The sequence below is a fragment of the Streptacidiphilus sp. MAP12-33 genome, from assembly GCF_041261265.1.
Taxonomy (GTDB): Bacteria; Actinomycetota; Actinomycetes; order Streptomycetales; family Streptomycetaceae; genus Streptacidiphilus.
Map to the genome: position 1 here is coordinate 135,145 of NZ_JBGCCA010000016.1, position 17,162 is coordinate 152,306.

General features: G+C 71.5%; 15 protein-coding genes. 9 read left to right on the forward strand and 6 right to left on the reverse strand.

Going from position 1 to position 17,162, the window contains the following annotated elements; all coding sequences use genetic code 11:
- Window positions 1-138: 138 nt before the first annotated feature.
- Complete coding sequence (locus ABH931_RS17980) at window positions 139-1,551, reverse strand: lipase maturation factor family protein (protein WP_370114376.1); 1,413 nt, start codon at window positions 1,549-1,551, stop codon at window positions 139-141.
- Between the two features lie 27 nt (window positions 1,552-1,578).
- Window positions 1,579-2,925: an MFS transporter gene (locus tag ABH931_RS17985; protein ID WP_370114378.1), complete on the reverse strand. Its 1,347-nt coding sequence runs from the start codon at window positions 2,923-2,925 to the stop codon at window positions 1,579-1,581.
- Between the two features lie 261 nt (window positions 2,926-3,186).
- Between ABH931_RS17985 and ABH931_RS17990 the strand changes: the two genes are divergently transcribed.
- The 8 genes from ABH931_RS17990 to ABH931_RS18025 all read left to right on the forward strand — a co-directional run bounded on the left by ABH931_RS17990 (window position 3,187) and on the right by ABH931_RS18025 (window position 10,455).
- The gene (locus ABH931_RS17990; RefSeq protein ID WP_370114380.1) at window positions 3,187-4,539 is read left to right on the forward strand and encodes a hypothetical protein; all 1,353 of its coding nucleotides are present in this window, start codon (window positions 3,187-3,189) and stop codon (window positions 4,537-4,539) included.
- Window positions 4,540-5,172: 633 nt separating this feature from the next.
- Window positions 5,173-5,946, forward strand: a complete 774-nt coding sequence (locus ABH931_RS17995; protein WP_370114382.1) for a transglycosylase SLT domain-containing protein — start codon at window positions 5,173-5,175, stop codon at window positions 5,944-5,946.
- 105 nt (window positions 5,947-6,051) lie between these two features.
- A complete protein-coding gene (locus ABH931_RS18000) occupies window positions 6,052-6,618 on the forward strand; it encodes an RNA polymerase sigma factor (protein ID WP_370114384.1) in 567 nt (188 codons plus the stop codon).
- Entirely contained in the window at window positions 6,615-7,886 is a 1,272-nt protein-coding gene (locus tag ABH931_RS18005) for a hypothetical protein (protein WP_370114386.1), read from the forward strand. The genes ABH931_RS18000 and ABH931_RS18005 overlap by 4 nt, the downstream gene beginning before the upstream one ends.
- 221 nt (window positions 7,887-8,107) lie before the next feature.
- Window positions 8,108-8,482 (forward strand): hypothetical protein, encoded by a 375-nt coding sequence (locus ABH931_RS18010; RefSeq protein ID WP_370114389.1) that lies wholly within the window; start codon window positions 8,108-8,110, stop codon window positions 8,480-8,482.
- A 151-nt stretch (window positions 8,483-8,633) separates the two neighbouring features.
- The gene (locus tag ABH931_RS18015) at window positions 8,634-9,461 is read left to right on the forward strand and encodes a hypothetical protein (protein WP_370114391.1); all 828 of its coding nucleotides are present in this window, start codon (window positions 8,634-8,636) and stop codon (window positions 9,459-9,461) included.
- Window positions 9,462-9,691: 230 nt separating this feature from the next.
- Window positions 9,692-10,009, forward strand: coding sequence for a hypothetical protein (locus tag ABH931_RS18020; RefSeq protein WP_370114393.1), 318 nt, complete (start codon window positions 9,692-9,694; stop codon window positions 10,007-10,009).
- Window positions 10,006-10,455 carry a hypothetical protein gene (locus tag ABH931_RS18025; protein WP_370114395.1) on the forward strand — a complete coding sequence of 150 codons (450 nt, stop codon included), beginning with the start codon at window positions 10,006-10,008 and terminating at the stop codon, window positions 10,453-10,455. The genes ABH931_RS18020 and ABH931_RS18025 overlap by 4 nt, the downstream gene beginning before the upstream one ends.
- Window positions 10,456-10,872: 417 nt before the next feature.
- Here the strand turns inward: ABH931_RS18025 and ABH931_RS18030 are convergent, their stop codons facing one another.
- The 4 genes from ABH931_RS18030 to ABH931_RS18045 all read right to left on the reverse strand — a co-directional run bounded on the left by ABH931_RS18030 (window position 10,873) and on the right by ABH931_RS18045 (window position 15,590).
- Complete coding sequence (locus ABH931_RS18030; RefSeq protein WP_370114396.1) at window positions 10,873-13,620, reverse strand: PKD domain-containing protein; 2,748 nt, start codon at window positions 13,618-13,620, stop codon at window positions 10,873-10,875.
- A gap of 319 nt (window positions 13,621-13,939) precedes the next feature.
- Complete coding sequence (locus tag ABH931_RS18035) at window positions 13,940-14,392, reverse strand: hypothetical protein (protein WP_370114398.1); 453 nt, start codon at window positions 14,390-14,392, stop codon at window positions 13,940-13,942.
- A 29-nt stretch (window positions 14,393-14,421) separates the two neighbouring features.
- Window positions 14,422-14,766 (reverse strand): hypothetical protein, encoded by a 345-nt coding sequence (locus tag ABH931_RS18040; RefSeq protein WP_370114400.1) that lies wholly within the window; start codon window positions 14,764-14,766, stop codon window positions 14,422-14,424.
- 176 nt (window positions 14,767-14,942) lie between these two features.
- Entirely contained in the window at window positions 14,943-15,590 is a 648-nt protein-coding gene (locus tag ABH931_RS18045; RefSeq protein WP_370114402.1) for a hypothetical protein, read from the reverse strand.
- Window positions 15,591-15,763: 173 nt separating this feature from the next.
- Between ABH931_RS18045 and hemL the strand changes: the two genes are divergently transcribed.
- On the forward strand, window positions 15,764-17,128 hold the full coding sequence (gene hemL / locus ABH931_RS18050; RefSeq protein ID WP_370114404.1) for a glutamate-1-semialdehyde 2,1-aminomutase: 1,365 nt from the start codon (window positions 15,764-15,766) through the stop codon (window positions 17,126-17,128).
- Window positions 17,129-17,162: the final 34 nt, after the last annotated feature.

The window sequence follows — 17,162 nt, forward strand, 5'->3', positions numbered from 1 at the left end:
GCTCCCCCGGCCTTCGGCCGGGAGGTGCCCAAGAGGCGCCCCCTGCGTGGGCGCGACAAGCCACCCACCTGCGGATGGTCCTCGGCGCGCAGGGCCGTTCGCGCAGGGCCGTCCGCACAGGGCCGTCCGCACAGGGGGTTACTCGCGCAGGTCCCCGCGCCCCTGAGCCGAGTGCAACACCTGGTGGTAGGCACCCACCCGCTCGCGGTGCCACCAGGCACCGGTCCTCCGCTTCTCCTCCCGGGTGGTGAAGCGGTAGCGGTACAGCGTGGCCCGGACGTGGGCGGGGGGCGCGTCCGGGAAGGGGTTGCCGTCGCGGCGCAGCAGGCGCAGCGTCGTCGGGTCGCCGTCCAGCAGTCTGCGCAGCAGCGGAGTCAACCAGCCGCGTGCGTAGCCGGGGTTGAGCGCGGCGAACCACATCATCCAGTCCAGCCGCAGGTGGTACGGCGCGAACTGGCGTGGCCGCCGCGCCACCGGGCCCGGCTTGCCCCGGAAGCCGTAGGCCAGCCAGGTGTGCCCGTCCGCGCTGCCCTCCAGCTCGACCTCATGCCGCGACCGCGTCACACTGCCGAACGCCCCGTAGGTGTTGACCAGGTGCAGCACGTCGAACGACGCGTTCATCAGCTGCCGCGAGGAGAGCAGGTTCCGCGCCGGACGGTAGCTCAGCGCCAGCACCAGCGCCGCGTAGGCCAGCGCGGAGGCCTCGAACCAGACCGGCGTCGGCGGGTACGCCCGTCTCGTGCCGCTGCTGACCGCGCCCAGCGCCAGCGTGATCGTCAGCCAGTTCAGCCAGGCGAAGTTGCCGGACAGGACCAGCCACAGCTGCGTCACCACGATCAGCCCGGCCGCCACGGTCGCGCCCGGCTGCGGCAGGAACAGCGCCACCGGCGCGCCCAGCTGGACGAGGTGGTTGGCGCCCGCCTCCACCCGGTGCAGCGGACGCGGCAGGCGGTGGAACCACCAGCTGAACGGGCCCGGCATCGGCTGGGTCTCGTGGTGGTAGTAGAGGCAGGTCAGCTCACGCCAGCAGCGGTCTCCGCGCAGCTTGATCAGCCCCGCGCCGAACTCGACACGGAACAGGATCCAGCGGATCAGCACCAGCGTGGTGGCCGGCGGCGCGACCGTGTCGTTGCCGAGGAAGACCGCCAGCGCGCCCGTCTCCAGCAGCAGCGACTCCCAGCCGAACGAGTACCAGGTCTGACCGACATTGACGATCGACAGGTACAGCGCCCAGAGCAGCGCCCACAGCGCCGTCGCCGCGCCCAGCGGCACCGCGTCGCCCGCGCCGGCGGCCAGCGCCGCCGCGAGCACGCAGCCCGTCCAGGCGACGGCGGCGAAGAGGCCGTCGGAGTAGTGCCAGTGGAACAGCGACGGCGCCTCCCGGAAGCGGCGCCGCGCGAGGAAGCGGGGGATCGGTGTCAGCCCGTGCGCGCCCAGCAGCGCGCGGCCCTGCCGGGCGGCGGTGAGGAAGCCCACCAGGTACACGCCCGCGAGCGCCCGCTGGAACAGCAGTCTGCCCAGCCAGTACCCGTCGGCGTCCAACCAGCGCATGGCTTCACCATGCACCCGATCGGCTTCTCACGTCGCGTAGGCCGCCGCCACCGACTCCCGGTCGAAGACGTGCCAGGTCGCCGCGATCACGCCCACCGCGACCACGAAGCCCACCCAGTACGGCGCGGTCACCCCGAAGCGCGCGGCCAGGGCGCCGCCCATCAGCGCGCCGACGCAGTTGCCGCCCGCCGCCACGAACAGGTTGGAGCTGCTCACCCGGCCCATCAGCTCCGGCGGCGTCATCCGCTGCCGCAGCGAGCTCGCGACGATGCCCCACAGCGAGCCGTGGATGCCGAACGCGAACAGGACGAACCCCAGGAACGCCGAGCTGGTCGAGGTGGCCAGGGCCAGGTGCATGCCGGCCTCGATCAGCAGGCCGATCCGGATCGTCCAGGTGGCGGTGATCCAGGCGACCAGCCGGTCGCCGATCAGTGACCCGACGATGCCGCCGACGGCCATGCAGGAGAAGAGCAGGCCGTAGCCGACCGCGCCCAGGTGCAGCCGGTCCTTGGCGAGCAGCACGAGCATCGCCGTCGCCGCCGTCAGCGTCAGGTTGAGCAGGCCGATCAGTACTGCCATGGTCCGCAGCAACCGCTGGCGCAGCAGCCAGCGGAAGCCCTCCGCCATCTCCGTCCACACCGAGTGCCGCGCCGGCGTCCCCCCGGTCCCCCCGGCCTCGTCCGCGGCCGCGGGAACGGCCCGGAAGGAGCCGACGAGCAGGGCGATCAGGATCGCGCTCACCGCGTAGGTACCGGTGTTCACCAGGAACGGCAGTCCGGCGCTCACGGCGAAGAGCAGGCCGCCCAGCGGTCCGGACAGCACCCCCTGGGCCAGGGTCGCGCCCCCGATCAGCCAGCCGTTGGCCCGTTCCAGCGACTCCCGCGGCACTACCGCCGGCAGCAGCGACTGCGCCGCCGCACGGTAGACCACCTCGCCGGTGTTGACCACGAACAGCACGGTGAACAGCACCGCGATGCCGGGATGCCCCGTCAGCAGGGTCAGCGTCAGCAGGCCCATCGCCGCGAAGCGGGCCCAGTCCAGCGTCACCATCAGCCGCCGCCGGTCCACCCGGTCGACGAGCACGCCGCCCGGCAGCGCGAACAGCAGCCAGGGCAGCCAGGCCACGGCCGAGGCGCCGGCCACGACCAGCGGATCGCTCGTCCGCGAGGCCACCAGCAGCGGGGTGGCCACCGTCGTCAGCCCGCTCCCGAGCGCCGACGCGGTCGCCGACCCCCACAGCCGGGCGAACCGCGCGCCCAGCCGTGCGGATCCCTGCTGCCCGACCCGCTCCGGCGGTTCGGCCTGGTCGGCCTGGTCGGCCTGTTCCGCTTGCTCGGCCCGCTCCACCCGCTCCACCCGTTCCACCTGTTCCACGCGACCTGTTCCCCGCGACCTGTTCCCCGCGGTCCGCCCGGGTGCCGAACCTAGCAATGGGAGCCGTTCGTGCCCATCGCTTTCCGTGCCGTTGTTCTGATGTGCGGTCACCAGGCCCTGTGCTAACGTCCGTTCCATGCATCTCTCCGGGCCGCACTAGACCGAGCGCCGACGCCGCGTCAGCCGATTCCACGGCGCTGACCCTGGCGTGCCTCGTCGTCCCTTTCGTGCGCTCGTCTTTCTTTCGCCTGGAGATGTCCCATGTCCCGCCCCCTCAAGGGCGGCGCCTCGCTGCGCGCCGTCCTCGCCCTGCCGCACGCCCGCAGCCTGCTGCTCGCCGGCGCGCTGGCCCGGCTCCCCTACGGACTGCTGTCCCTGCCCCTGCTGCTCGCCCTGCGTGACGCCTCCGGTTCCTACGCACTCGCCGGAACCGGCGTCGGCGCGTTCTCGCTGTTCAGCGCGGTGCTCGGCCCCTACAGGGCGCGCCTTGCGGAGCGTCGCCCGGCCGCCCTGCCGTGGCTGGCCGCCGGTTTCGCCACCCTGCTGGGCACCGTCGCCCTGCTCGCCGGACTCCACGCCGGATGGAGTGCCGACCTGCTGGCGGCCGCCGCCGGACTGCTCTCGCCGCCCGTCGGGCCGCTGGTGCGGGCGCGCTGGTCGCTGCTGGTTCACGACGACGCGCAAGGCCAGGCGGCGCTCAGCCTGGACGCGGCCTGCGAGTCGACGATCTTCGCGCTCGGACCGGCCGTCGCCGGTGTCCTGCTGACGGCCCTGGCCGGACCGGTCGTGCTGGGACTGTGCGCCCTCAGCTTCGCCCTCGGCTTCCTGGCCCTGGCGACCGTCCTGCGCCGCCTGCCGACGGCCCCGACGGCGACTGCGGACGCCGACGGGCCCGTGCCCGCCGCCAAGGTGCCGCTGCGGTCCTGGGCCTTTCTCGCCGTCCTGCTGGCGGTGCTCGCCGTGGGCGCCTCGCTCGCGCTTGGGGAGCTCGCGGCCGTCGCCGCCTGGGGCACGGGTGTCGCGGGCCCGCTCCTGGCGCTCTGCTCGGTCGGCGGCGTCCTGGGCGGCCTGGGCTACGGCCGTCGCGCCTGGCGCCGGTCCGCCCGCCACCGCCTGACGCTGCTGGTCGCGGGTGCCACGGGCTGCCAGGCCCTGTGCGCACTGCTCTTCGCTCCCGGCGGCGCCGCGCTCGGGCTCTTCCTGGGCGGCGCGGCCGCGGACTGCGTGCTGATCACGGCCTACCTGCTGGTCGAGGAGCTGGTCCCGCAGGGGGCCCGCACCGAGGGCGGCGCGTGGGTGAACACCGCCTACAACCTCGGTGTGGCAGGCGGCGCGGGCCTCGCAGGCCTGCTGCTCGCCGCCCCGCCGGGAGCCCGCGGCGTCTTCGCCTGGGGCGCGGCCCTGCTGGTCGCGGTGCTGATCCCGCTCGCCCTCGCCCGGCGGACCCGATCGGCCCGTCCCTCGGCGGAGCGCGCCTCGTCGGCGCCGCAGGCGGAGTCGGCCGCGGCGTCGCCTGTGGTCCCGGAGCCAGTCCCACAGTCGACCCCACAGCCGACCCCACAGCCGACCCCGCAGCTGGGGACAGCGCCCGGGACGGTGCCCGCAGCGATGTGAGCAGCCGCCCGTAGGGGCCGGGCCCGGCGACGAGGACGCCGGGCCCGCGCCTGCGACCCACGCCACACTCCGTCTGTGACCGACCCCACGCCCGTGACGGACGCCACGGGCGTGGGGTCGGTCACCGCGCTCACGGGCGTCGCCCGGTCGCCCGTGGTGACGTCGGCCACCCGTCTCGGCCCGCCCGAATGAGCCGCCCGGCGCCGCCCTGCCACGCGTCGCGCGGTGACCCGGGTCACCGCGCGGTCCGCGCGACGGGCGGCGCGGCGCGTCGGACCCGCCGGTGCCCGGAGGTGCACGGAGGCTCAACAGAGCCGATTCGGGGGATTTTGGTCAGAGTTGGGAGCTCTGCGCGGTATCGCCGTAAGCGCTGTGGTTTGGACCACTTGAGGCCAAAGGTCCTTGCCCGGGCCCCGGGCGTCGTGTGACCGTGGAAATCGTTCAGCGGAACGCGGCAGCAATCCAGCGCCGCGCGGCGGATCAGCCCCGCGAACAGCTCGACCCGTGAGCCCGCAGCGCGTGTGTGCGCCGGGTGCGTCGAGAACAGCCACCAGTTCCCCGAGCGGCTCCGCGCTGCCCGCCCGCCCTGTTCACGGGCGGGGGCGTCGTGCCGCCCACGTCTTCTGGAGTGACATGCCTCTCGACCTCACCCGTGCCCGCACCCGCCTGACCACCAGCGTCCTGATGGCCTCCTGCGTCGCCGCCTCCGCGGTCCTCGCGGGCCAGCACGCGACGCCCGCCCACGCGGACACGAACATGACCACGGTGGCCGACCGAATACCGGCCCAGCACGACGCGCAGACGGACACCCTGCTGGCCGGTGCGACGACCGCGCCGATCAAGACCGTTCCGGTCAAGTCCGCCCCGGTCGAGCAGAGCGCTGCGCTGCTGGCCCACGCGGCGCCCGCCCCGGACAAGTCGGCCGCCGCCAAGTCCGCGCCGGTCGAGCTGAGCGCGCTGGCCGGTGCCACGGCGGTTTCCGCCAAGCCCGCTCCGGCGAAGCCCGCCGCTCCCGCGAAGCCCGCTCCCGCGAAGCCCGCTCCGGCGAAGCCCGCCGCCCCCGCCAAGAAGACCTACGCGGACAACCTCGACGGCTGGATCGCCGAGGCCCGGGACATCCTCGCCGCCCACGGCGACAAGGTGCCCTCCGCCGCCTCGATCCACGCCCGCGCGATGACCGAGTCCTCCGGCAACCCGCACGCCGAGAACCACTGGGACTCCAACCAGGCCCTCTACGGCGGCACCTACGGCCTGATCCAGACCATCAAGCCGACCTTCGCCTCGTACTCCCTGCCGGGCCACAAGGACATCCTCAACCCGGTCGACAACATCATCGCGGGCGTCCGCTACGCCAACGACCGCTACGGCTCCTTCGAGAACGTCGCCTACGGCAAGCAGGGCTACTGACCCTCCCGCCCGCGCGCCCTCCCGGCCGCTCCTCCCACGACCGACCCCAACCGACGGGGTCGGTCGTTCGTATGAGCTGATGTACGAGGTTCAAGGGAGGGACGAGTGGCCGAATGGTCCGAACTGCTCGCGGAGCTGGTGGAAGCCCGCGGCACAGAACTGAACAGGTACGGCTTCCTGCTCTGCGGCGACCGCGCCGAGGGCGCCGACCTGTTCCAGGACGCGTTGGTCCGCGTCTTCACCCACCCGAAGGGCGGCTGGACGGTCCGGGACGTGGAGGGGTACGTCCGCCGGACCATGCTCAACCGCTACCTCGACCTCTATCGACGCCGCCACCGGCTGCGGCTGCTGCTGCCACGCCTGAGCGGCGGCGGGCAGTCCGAGGTGGTGCCGGACCACGGCGAGGGCGCCGACCGGCGGCTGGACCTGCTGGCCGCGATCGGTGATCTGACACCACGTCAACGTGCTTGTGTGGTACTGCGGTTCTATGAGGATCTGCCGGTGGCCGAGGTCGCCCACCGGATGCGGCTGAGCCAGGGCACCGTCAAGCGCCACCTGAGCGACGCCACGGCCCGCATGTTCGCCCGGATGTCCGAATCCCGGCCCGATCACCCACCCGCCGCCGACGGCGACGCCAGCTCCGCACACGCCAGCACAGGAGGGACCCGGTGAACCCGTTCCCCATCCAGGACGACCTCCGGGAGCTCGCCGAGCTCGCGGGCCCGCACGGGGTCGACCTCGCCGCCCTGGGCGGCCGCATCCGCCGGCGCCGGCGCACCCGTCTCGCCGTCGCCTCCGGCGCGGCCATGGCCCTGCTCGCCACCGGCGGCTGGCTCCTGCCGGGCCTCCTGGCCGGCGGCTCCGGTGGACCGGTGGGCCCGGCCGGCGAGGTGACCGTGCGCCCTGCCCCGAGCGGCTCCAGCGACGCCGCCCTGGGCAAGCTCGACCCCGAGGCCCGGCAGGTCGTCGAGCTGCTGGAGCGGGTCCTGCCGGCCGGCAAGGTCTCCGTCCTCGGTGCGCGGGGGCTGCACGACAAGGGCCTGGCGAGCCCGCTCGGCAGCGGCCTGTTCGAGCCGTCGGCGGCCGTCGAGTACGACGACGGCCACGGCGAGGCGCTGGTCGACGTCGACCTCAGCCGCTGGAGCAACCCCGACACCACGAAGTCACCCTTCACCTGCGCGGTCGGGCAGGGCGAGCCGAAGCCGAACGGCTGCCGGACGGTGCGTCTGCCAGGCGGCGGCGTCTTCAACCTCAGCAGGACCGACGCGCTCCAGGGTGCCTGGAACGCCGTGTGGACCGGGACCTACGCTGCGCCGGACGGCGCCCGCGTGGTGATCCAGGAGGACAACGCCCCGTCCGACAAGGGCGCCGCGGCCACCCGTCCGCAGCCGCCGTTCGACTTCGCGCAGCTCCAGCGGATGGCGACCAGCCCGGCGTGGAAGACCCAGCTCGCGGCCATCCCCGCCGCCGGGGGGCAGAGCCGGGACACCAACACCCCGTTCGGCCCGGACGGCATCGGCGCGATCTTCTACCGGCTCATCCCTTCCGGCTTCACCACCTCCGGATACAACGGCGCGTTCCAGCCCGTCCAGGGCAACACCATGGTGCTGACCGACAGCCGCGGCAAGGGCAGCGTCTACAGCACCGAGCTGGTGGGCGCGGCGAACACCCCGGCGGGCCTGGCCGCGTTCCGAAAGGACTACCCGAACGCGGTGCGCCTCCCGAACGGTGACTGGCTCGGCAGCAAGCAGGTGGCCGGCCAGGGCGGGCCGGGCACCGAGCAGTACTGGGTCGCCGTCCAGCGCGGCAACACCCGGATCGAGGTGGTCGCCCTCAACAGCGTCGGCCCGACCGGCCCGCGCACCCGCGCCACGCCGGTGCTCACGATCGACCAGCTCACCATGATCGTCGAGAGTCCGACCTGGGGTTCCGGCGGCTGACGCGGGGCCGCGGCGGGGACGGCGCTGGTGCTGGAGCGCGCTCCAGCACCAGCGCCGTCGGCGCACCCCGGCCCAACTCGCCGCCCGGCTCCGGTGCCCGGCCCACCGCCGTCGAATGGCGCGGCGCCGGGCCTGCGATGTAGGGCGGGCGTAGGCGTGGCCCCCAGGCTGAGCATGTGCTCATCAAGAGCACCGACCGTCCAGCCGACAGGAGCTCAACCATGCGCATCCGTAGTGTCGTCGCCGCCACTGCCGCCGCCACCGGCGCCCTGCTGCTCACCGTGGGTGTCGGTACCGCCTCGGCGGCCTCGAACGGCTACTTCGACACCGCCTCGGTCGGCGGCTGTAGCGCGGACCGCTACCTCGAGCTCTACCAGGGCGGCCCCCACCAGGGCACCTACTACGTGGTGACCAACGGCGGCAGCAGCAACGTCGAGTGCACCTTCTGGATGGTCCAGAATGGCGCGGCGGTCGGCGGTGGCTGGAGCCGCACGAACCCGCTCTACGACGGTCCGACCGACCAGGACCAGCTCTGCGTCTCCGCCTTCAACCTCACCACGAACCGCAACCAGTCGACCTGCGACACCCTGTACTGACCGTCCGCGCCGATCCGTTCCGCCAGCAGGTGGGAGCCGTGTCCCACGGCCCCGCCTGCTGCCCGTCCGTGACGGGACCACCCGCCCCGACCCCCGCCGAGGGCAGGCGTAGGCTGCACCCCGATTCGATCCGGGATCAAGGGAAGCAGTCATGAGCAGGACCAGTTCCAGACCCTCCGGCCCACGTGGGCGGGCCCACCGAGGCGGCTACGAGCAGCACCGCGTCCAGGAGGCCGCCCGGCGCCGCGCACGGGTTCGCCGGCGTGGGCGCTGGTGTCTGGCCTTCGCGATCCTGGCCGGATTCGTCGCGCTGTGCATGCCGTTCGCGGTGCGGTCGGACTACCTCGAGGAGACGTCCTTCGACCGGGCGGTGCCGTGCGCGCCGGACGCGCCGGTGAGCTTCACGGACTGCCTGTCCCGGGCGACCGAGGTGGTCGTCTCCAAGCGGGAGGTCGTCGGCAAGAACGCCCACGAGTTCGTCACCGTCGACTTCGGCGGCACCTCGCCGACGGAGATCGGTTTCACCTCCCGGGACTTCTGGTCCCGGCTGAGCGTCGGCGAGCAGATCGGCGTCACCGTCTGGCGGGAGCGGTTCGTCCGGCTCGACGACAGCGTCGGCACCACGAACACGGACGACAGCCCGGTGGGCAACACCCAGATGACCGCGACCCTCGCGCTCCCGCTGCTGGGCCTCGCCCTCTGGCTCGGCTACCTCTCGTTCTGGTACCTGCGCCGCACCGAACGCACCGCGGCGATCCCGGCCCCACCCGCCCTGATCCTCCCCGCTCGCGCGGTGGGGGCCGGAGTGATCCCCGCCCTCGTGGCCCTCGTCACCCTCGCCTCCACCCGGGGGAGCCTTTCCCCCGCCGCGGCACTCCTCGTGGTCCCGCTCTCCTACGCGGCGGTGCTGCTGCTGGCGGCTTCGTCCCTGCTCTCCTCGCGCATGCGTCGCCCCGGCGAGGTCCACTTCAAGCACTGAGCCCCACGCGGCAGCCGATGACGGGTTCTCGGAGTCTGACCTCGTGCGCTCCACCTGGCCACCGAGTTGCTTCGCCGGAAAGCCGGGCGGTAGCGGCGGCCGGCCGTTCGCGGTGTGCACTCCGGGTGCGTGAGAGCTGTGGGGCAGGCCTCTTTGTCAGCCGACGGTCCGGACGAGGTCGGTACGCAGTGTCCCACCATTGCCGTATTACGGCGTGATACGATTTCGCCATGGCGAAGACGAGGATCTCCATCAGCCTTGAACTCGATCAGGCCGAACGCATCCGGCTGGCGGCCGAGGAGGGCGGTCAGGACGTCTCCGCCTTCGTAGTTGCCGCAGCGCTCACCGAGGCTGTCCGCCGGGAGCGGATCGCTGCGTCCTTCGCTGACATCGACGCGGCCATTGCCGCAGCCGAGGCCGAGGCGGAGTCCTTGGACTGGCCGCCCGCGGGCGACGCTCCGACGGAGGAGTCCGTCCGTATCAAGGAGCAGGTCGCGGCGGCCCGAGCTCGGGCGGCCGCCATCCGTGCCCGTCGGAACGTGGCATGAACTGGGGCTGCCGGACGTGTCCTGACGTCGATTCGCTCGGCGACGTGGTGTACGGCGCTGGGATGCTCATCGCGCTCGCTGACCCCAAGGATCGGCGAGCCCGACTGCTCCACGCGGAGTACTGCCTGACGGGGCGTCCGGTCGTTCCTGCCCCGGTGGTCGCTCAGGCGTGGCGCGGCGGTGCTCGCACTGCCTACCTGGCGCGGGCCCTCAAGGACTGCGCGGTGGTGTGCTGCTACACCGAGGCAGAGTGGCGCAGAGTGGGCGAACTGATCGGTAGGGCGGTCCTGAACCCGAAGAAGAAGCCCGATCCCGTGGACGGACTGGTCGCTCTCACAGCTGTGGAGATCGATGCGACGATCGTTGCGACCTCGGACCAGGACGACGTCCGGGCATATCTGGACCAGATCCACGGCAGCCAGGCAATCACTGTTCTCGGGGTCTGACCTCGTGCGCGCCTCCCGCCTGGCCGCCCAAGCTGTTTCGCCGGAAAGCCGAGCGGTAGCAGCAGGTGGCCGCATCGCGGTGTGCATTCCGAGTGCGTGAGGACTGGGTTGCAGGCCTCTTTGTCAGCCCGAAGACCTGCCCTCGTCAGAGAGCGAACCCGCAGCTCACGGCCACATCAGGCAGTACAGCTGGTGCCCCGCGTCGTGCAGGCGGTTCGCGAAGTCCTGCCACTCGTGCAGCAAATGATCACCCCAGGTCGTTGACCTGGGGTGATCTACGAGGAGGGCCGCTGACGTGGGCGTCATACCTTCACGGGTTTTCACCGTTCTTGGCCGTTTTCTGCCGTCGACTGCACGGAGAGTGCACTGGGTGCACGCGCACGCCCGGAGGGCCAGGCCAGTGCTGTGTCATCCCGATCAGCTTGCAGGCGCGCTGTACAGGTAGTCGATGCCGGACAAGTCGGCAACCACGGAGACCGGTCGGCTGCCGCCGTTGTAGAGGTCGACATACCCATCCGCTCCGACGCGGGTGACCCAGGCCCCCGAAACAGTCTGGCCGGTGGCCCAGTGAACTGCTGGCACGTCGGCCACCGGGGAGCTGCCGTCCGGGTGGACCTCCAGGTAGCCCGAGGCCGTGGAGCCGAGCACCGTCACGTTGATTGTCGCCGCCGCCACACCGGTCGTCGGCAGTCCGCCGACTCCAGCGACCCGGACCCGCAAGGACTGGTGGGGGGCCAACTGGCGCGCCGGAGCACCGAAGCCGTGTCGGGTGTCGAGGAACAGCGTGGGCGCGACAGGCAGGTGGACGGTCGAGCCCATGGTCTGGCTGTCGTAGCCGAGCACGTCCGCGCGCAGCAGCACCTGGCCCGAGCCGCCGTTGTGCAGAACGACCTTGCCGTTCGTCAGCGGCACCAGGACCAGGTTCTCGACAGTCTGTCCGCTTGCCCAGCTCAGAGCCGGGGTGTTCGGCATCTTCTGGCTGTCGCCGTACACCGTGACCGAGCCGGCTCCGTGTCCGGCGGAGGCGGTTACGGCGAGCAGGACCGCCCGTGCGTCTGCGGGAACGCCTGCGGCGGCGGTCACGGAAACGCTCGTGCTGCCGCGACCGGCGACAGCGGCTCCGGAGCCCTGCAGGCCGAGGATCCGGGAGGGGGCGAGCGGTTGGTAGGCGAAGGCCTCCCAGTTGTGGTTCTGCGTGGCGTAGGTGTCGATCGTCAGCGGCAGCGGACTGTTGCTGCCGTTGTACAGGTCGATGTAACCGTCCTTGCCGATCAACGCCGTGACCTGATTGCTGGTCGACCGTCCGGCGGTGAAACTCACCGTCGGTGCGGCCGGGCGGGCGGTTCCCTCGGGGAAGACGGTCAGGTAGCCCACCGAGCGTGCGACCGGCACCGACACGTTCAGGACGACCGCGTCCGCGTCGTTGCCCGAGTTCCTTGCCTGCAAGGTGGTCGCGGAGACGCGCAGGGTGCCGTGAGCGGGGATGGCGTGGTCGCCGGCCCAGGCCCAGGAACTGTCGTAGCTGCGATAGGCGTCGGCGAAGGAGAGCGGGACCAACTCGTCGCCCACGATGACCGTGGTGGTCGTGGTGGAGGTACGGCCCAGCAGATCGGTGACGGTCAGCGAGGGGTGGTAGACGCCGATGGAGCGGTAGCTGTGGTACGGCGTGCCAAGCGCGTCCGACGTGCCGTCGCCGTAGTCGATTCGCTCATTGCGGATCTCCCATGCGTCAGCGGTGCCGACGGTGGAGAAGGTGAAGTATCCCGGCACGACCTCCCCTTGCGCGCCGGAGGCGAACGCGCCTGACGAGGCTGAGAACAGGGCGTGCACCGGCGTCGTGGTCAGCACGTCGACCCCGTGCTGCGAGGAGTGCGTGGAGCCGTCCGTGTCTGTCGTGACTGCTGTCTCGGTGTAGCGGCCCGGCATCGTGTAGATGTGCTCGGCGCCCTGTCCTGCGGGCTCCGATACTGGCGACGTCCCGTCACCGAAGTCCACGGTGACGCGCAGGGCCTTCTTCCAAGCGGTCTCCGGGCCCGGCGCGACCGTCACCGAGAACGGCACGACTCCCGTCGACGCGGGCGTGAGCACCGGGTCCTGGATCGGGTCCTGGAACTCGATCGCACCCCGGTCGACGTAACCGCCGGCTGACCCTGTCGCCGACACCTGCGGATCCCGCACCCGCGGGTTGCCGTACAGATCCGTCGACAACTCGCCCGGCGCCTGGGCGTCGCCGGAGTCGATCAGGCCGGACCCCTCGCTGCTCGGCGAGGCCAGGCTCACCACCGGAACCTGGTCGGTCTCGTGGGCGCCCTGCGTGGTCGCGGCTGCGAAAGCGGCTGTCGTCGCGATGGGGGTACCGCCCCAGTCATACTCCGGCGTCGACTTCGGGAAGACGTTCAGGGCGTTGTAGTCCTCATGCACGCCTGCCACGGAATCCGCGGCCACGGACACCACTGGGGCCGTTGGACCGCCTCGGACGTCCGTGTACAACGTGGTGTTCTCCACGGACACACCGATGGAGGAGCCGTCCACTGTCAGTGCGGAGGCGTTCCAGGACCAGAGCGAGTCGCCGGCGATGTCGACGCCGGAGCCGCCGCTCACGGACAGCGCGGGCTGACCGTCGCCGCCCAGCGTGTCGCTGGCGACCTGAATGCCGGAGGTGCCGGGCTCCACCCGCAGACCGTAGCCCGTGGCGTCGACCTGAAGGGTGGAGCGCGTGAGCGCGATCGAACTGCTCCCCGTGCCGATCCGGACGACGGCGGCCGATGCTGCCGCGCCGGCGTTCTGCGGGGAGAGGAAGACGGAGTCCTGGTCGAGGGTCACGCTCTGGGCACCGGCCAGAGCGACCGCGTCGGAGTTCGCGCCCGAGAAGAGAGACAACTGCTGGATCCGCACGTCATGGACGCCGTCCAGTGTCGCCGCCGGGGTGGTGCCGTTGCCGTAGAGGCAGACATCACAACCCGAGGGGTCGTAGTTCTGCGCCTTGATGGTGATCGGCGCGGTAGGCGTCCCCGAGTGGTGTACGACGAAACCGCTGTAGGTGCCGTTCGCGATCAGCACGATCTCGCCCGGCTGGGCGGCGTCGACCGCCGACTGCACGGTGCAGAAGGGCTGGGCGGCACTGCCTGTTCCCTGGTCGCTGCAGGTCGACGCGGAGCGATCCACCAGGAGTGTGTTTCCGGTGTCGGCCGCTGCCTGAGATGCGCCACCCAGTCCGACCGCAAGGAGCGCGGCCGAGACGCCGAACCCCAGACTTGCGCGCAAGCGCATCGTTCCCCCTGAGCCAGGTCGCAGCCGAGCCGACCGCGAAATCGGGCGTCAGGCTACACGGCGTCGTGGCCGGGGACGAGAGCGGCATCCAGCTTCGTCGGGTAGGGGTTCCGCAGGTCAAGCCCCATATCGGACAGGTCGGCAGATGCTTCGCGAACCGCGGCCGCGCCCTCCTGGGTCGGCACCAGTGGTCTTGCCATGTTCGAACTCGTCCTCAGATCGCGACGAGGTGGACGTCCAGCGCGTTCAGCGCCGACAGGTAGGCGCCGATGTCGTCAGGATCGCTCGTGAAGACGACGGCGCTGACGTGGCGAACGGCTGTCATGGCCACCATGGCGTCCACTAGATCCGGGCGCTTCTTCCGCGGCAGGTTCGCAGTCCCCAGCGCCCCGCCGATGCGGTACCACTCGGTCAGGTCCCAGGGGGTGCTGCACAGCAGGCATGCGGGCTGTCCCACGGCTGTCGGGCGAATCGCGTCGGGTGAGCTGCGTGCGTGAGGAACAGTGCAGTCCCGTAGAGCGGTTGCCAGGGCGTGGACGGTGTTCGGGGTGGGACGCCAGGCCTGTGCCAACACCGGTCCCGGCACGATGGCGCGGTGCTGGGTTGCCTTCAGGTTTTCGTGGAGGCGAACTGCCTTGGCCTTGCGGTCAGCGAGCGCGATCAGCATGCCGGTGTCGTAGACAGGGACGCGAGCGTTCACGCCGCGTGGCCGGGGTGCTGCGGTCGCGACTGCGATCGGGTGGGACCGTCGGATCCGTAGACGAGCTCCAGAGCTTCGTCAACCTCGCGTCGCTCCTGCTCGGTGAGATCGTCCTCGCCGACATCGGGCAGGGCGGGGAGCGCGGCTGCCTCGGCCTCTGCTGCGGCGATGACGGCGTCGATGGAGGCGAACTGTGCTTCCAGCGCATCGGTCTCAGCCATCTGCCGGGTCGCGGCATTGACCAGGTAGGCCGAGACGTCCATCCCGGCGCGGTCGGCGTGCGCCCTGATCTGCTCGGCGTGCTCCGCGTCGAGGCTGATGCTGATTCTGGTCTTCGGCATGAAGCCAGTGTATGACCCGTATTACGGGGTGCCAAGCCGCTTCGGCAGGTTGCTGGGCAGGATGGGACCAGGCCAGCAGGCCTCCAGTGGTATGCCCTCGCAGTGCACTGCGGGACATCTGGCAGGACCGTTCAAAGGTCAGGGCTGGCACTCTGCCGAAAGGAAAGAATCCCAGCTCACGGCCACATCAGGCAGTACAGCTGGTGCCCGGCGTCGTGCAGCCGGTTCGCGAAGTCCTGCCACTCGTGCAGCATCTGGTAGATCACGAACGCGTCCCGCGGTCCGCGGCGGTCCGGGACGGTGGACCAGATGAAGGCCGCTGAGCCGAGGACCGCCTCGTCCGCCTTGAGTAGGGGTTCGACGACCGTCTGGGGGAGCTGGACGACCGCGTAGTCCGGGTGGAGGACCACCAGTTCCAGTGGGGGTACCTCGTTCAGGGGCATGCCCAGGATGCCGGTGAGGACCATCGCGCTGACGGTCTCCGGCTTGATCTTGGTGGAGAGGCTGCCGCTGATCGTCTCCTCGGTGCCGCCGTCGAGCCCGAAGAGCTCGCCGAGGCGGCCGAGGGTGGCGAGGTCGCCGGCCTCGAGGCCGAGGCCGTCGCGGCCCAGGGCGGTGGGGACGCGGGCGGCCGTGGCGCGGTCGGGTGCGCCGAAGTACTTGTAGGTCACCCCCACGCGGCCAGCACCTCCACCTCCGTCGCCCCGTCGCGACGTCGTCTTGTCGAGCCCGCGCCCACGGCGCGCAGCACGGCCCGGCCGCTCGACGTAACCGTCGTCGACACGCTCCGCACCGCAGTCGGAGTCCTCACACTGCTCGGACACCCCGGACCATCCTTACCGTCCGTCGTCGATTTGCCAACAGGCCGCCGCGCACCTCCGCAGGACGGGCACACGTACGCGCCTCATGGCCCGATCATCGTCCCAGATGATCGGCGCGGACATGCCGTGTCGAAGGCTGCGATTTTGAAACGACGGCGATTTGAGACCATGTTCCCGTGAGCGATCCCGTGAGCAAGCACACCATCGGCAGTCCGTACCCGTACGAGGCACCCGCCTCCCACGCGTTGTTCGAACGCGCGTCCGTCGTCACACCCGGCGGAGTGAACTCTCCCGTCCGCGCTTTCAAGGCCGTGGGCGGCACCCCCCGCTTCATGGTCTCGGGCGACGGACCGTGGCTGACCGACGCCGACGGACGTGAGTACGTCGACCTGGTGTGCAGCTGGGGCCCGATGATCCTCGGCCACGCCCACCCCGAGGTCATCGCCGCCGTCCAGGACGCTGTCTCCCGCGGCACCTCCTTCGGTACGCCCGGCCAGGGCGAGGTCGAGCTGGCCGAGGAGATCGTGGCGCGCATCGCGCCCGTCGAGCAGGTCCGGCTGGTCTCCTCCGGGACCGAGGCGACCATGTCCGCCATCCGCCTGGCCCGCGGCTTCACCGGCCGCGCCAAGATCGTGAAGTTCGCCGGGTGTTACCACGGTCACGTCGACGCGCTGCTGGCCTCCGCCGGCTCCGGCCTCGCCACCTTCGCGCTGCCCGACACCCCCGGCGTCACCGGCGCCCAGGCCGGCGACACGATCGTGCTGCCCTACAACGACCTCGACGCCGTCCGCGCCGCCTTCGCCGCGCACCCCGGCGAGATCGCCTGCGTGATCACCGAGGCGTCCCCGGGCAACATGGGCGTCGTGCCGCCGCTGCCCGGCTTCAACAAGGGCCTGTTCGAACTCTGCCGCGCGAACGGCGCGCTGTTCGTCTCCGACGAGGTGATGACGGGCTTCCGCGTCTCCAAGGCCGGCTGGTACGGGTTCGAATCCGTGAACGAAGGGTGGTCCGCCGACGTCAAGCCGGACCTGATGACCTTCGGCAAGGTCATGGGCGGCGGATTCCCCGCCGCGGCCTTCGGCGGCCGTGCCGACGTGATGGCCCACCTCGCCCCGGCCGGCCCCGTCTACCAGGCGGGCACCCTGTCCGGTAACCCGGTCGCCACGGCAGCGGGTCTCGCCCAGCTGCGCGGTTGCACCGACGCCGTCTACGCGACCGTGGACCAGGTCGCCGCCGAGGTCGGCGCGCTGGTCACCGAGGCGCTGCACAAGGAGGGCGTCGCGCACCGGCTCCAGACGGCCGGGAACATGTTCTCGGTCTTCTTCACCGACAAGCCGGTCACCAACTACGACGAGGCGCGCGGCCAGGAGTCGTTCCGCTTCACCGCGTTCTTCCATGCCATGCTCAGCCAGGGCGTCTACCTGCCGCCCTCGGCCTTCGAGTCGTGGTTCGTCTCCGCCGCGCACGACGAGCGCGCCCTGGAGCGCATCGCCGCCGCCCTGCCGTCCGCGGCCCGCGCCGCCGCCGAAGCCACCGCCTGAAGCCCGCCGAGGAGCAACCGAAGTGAGCAAGAGC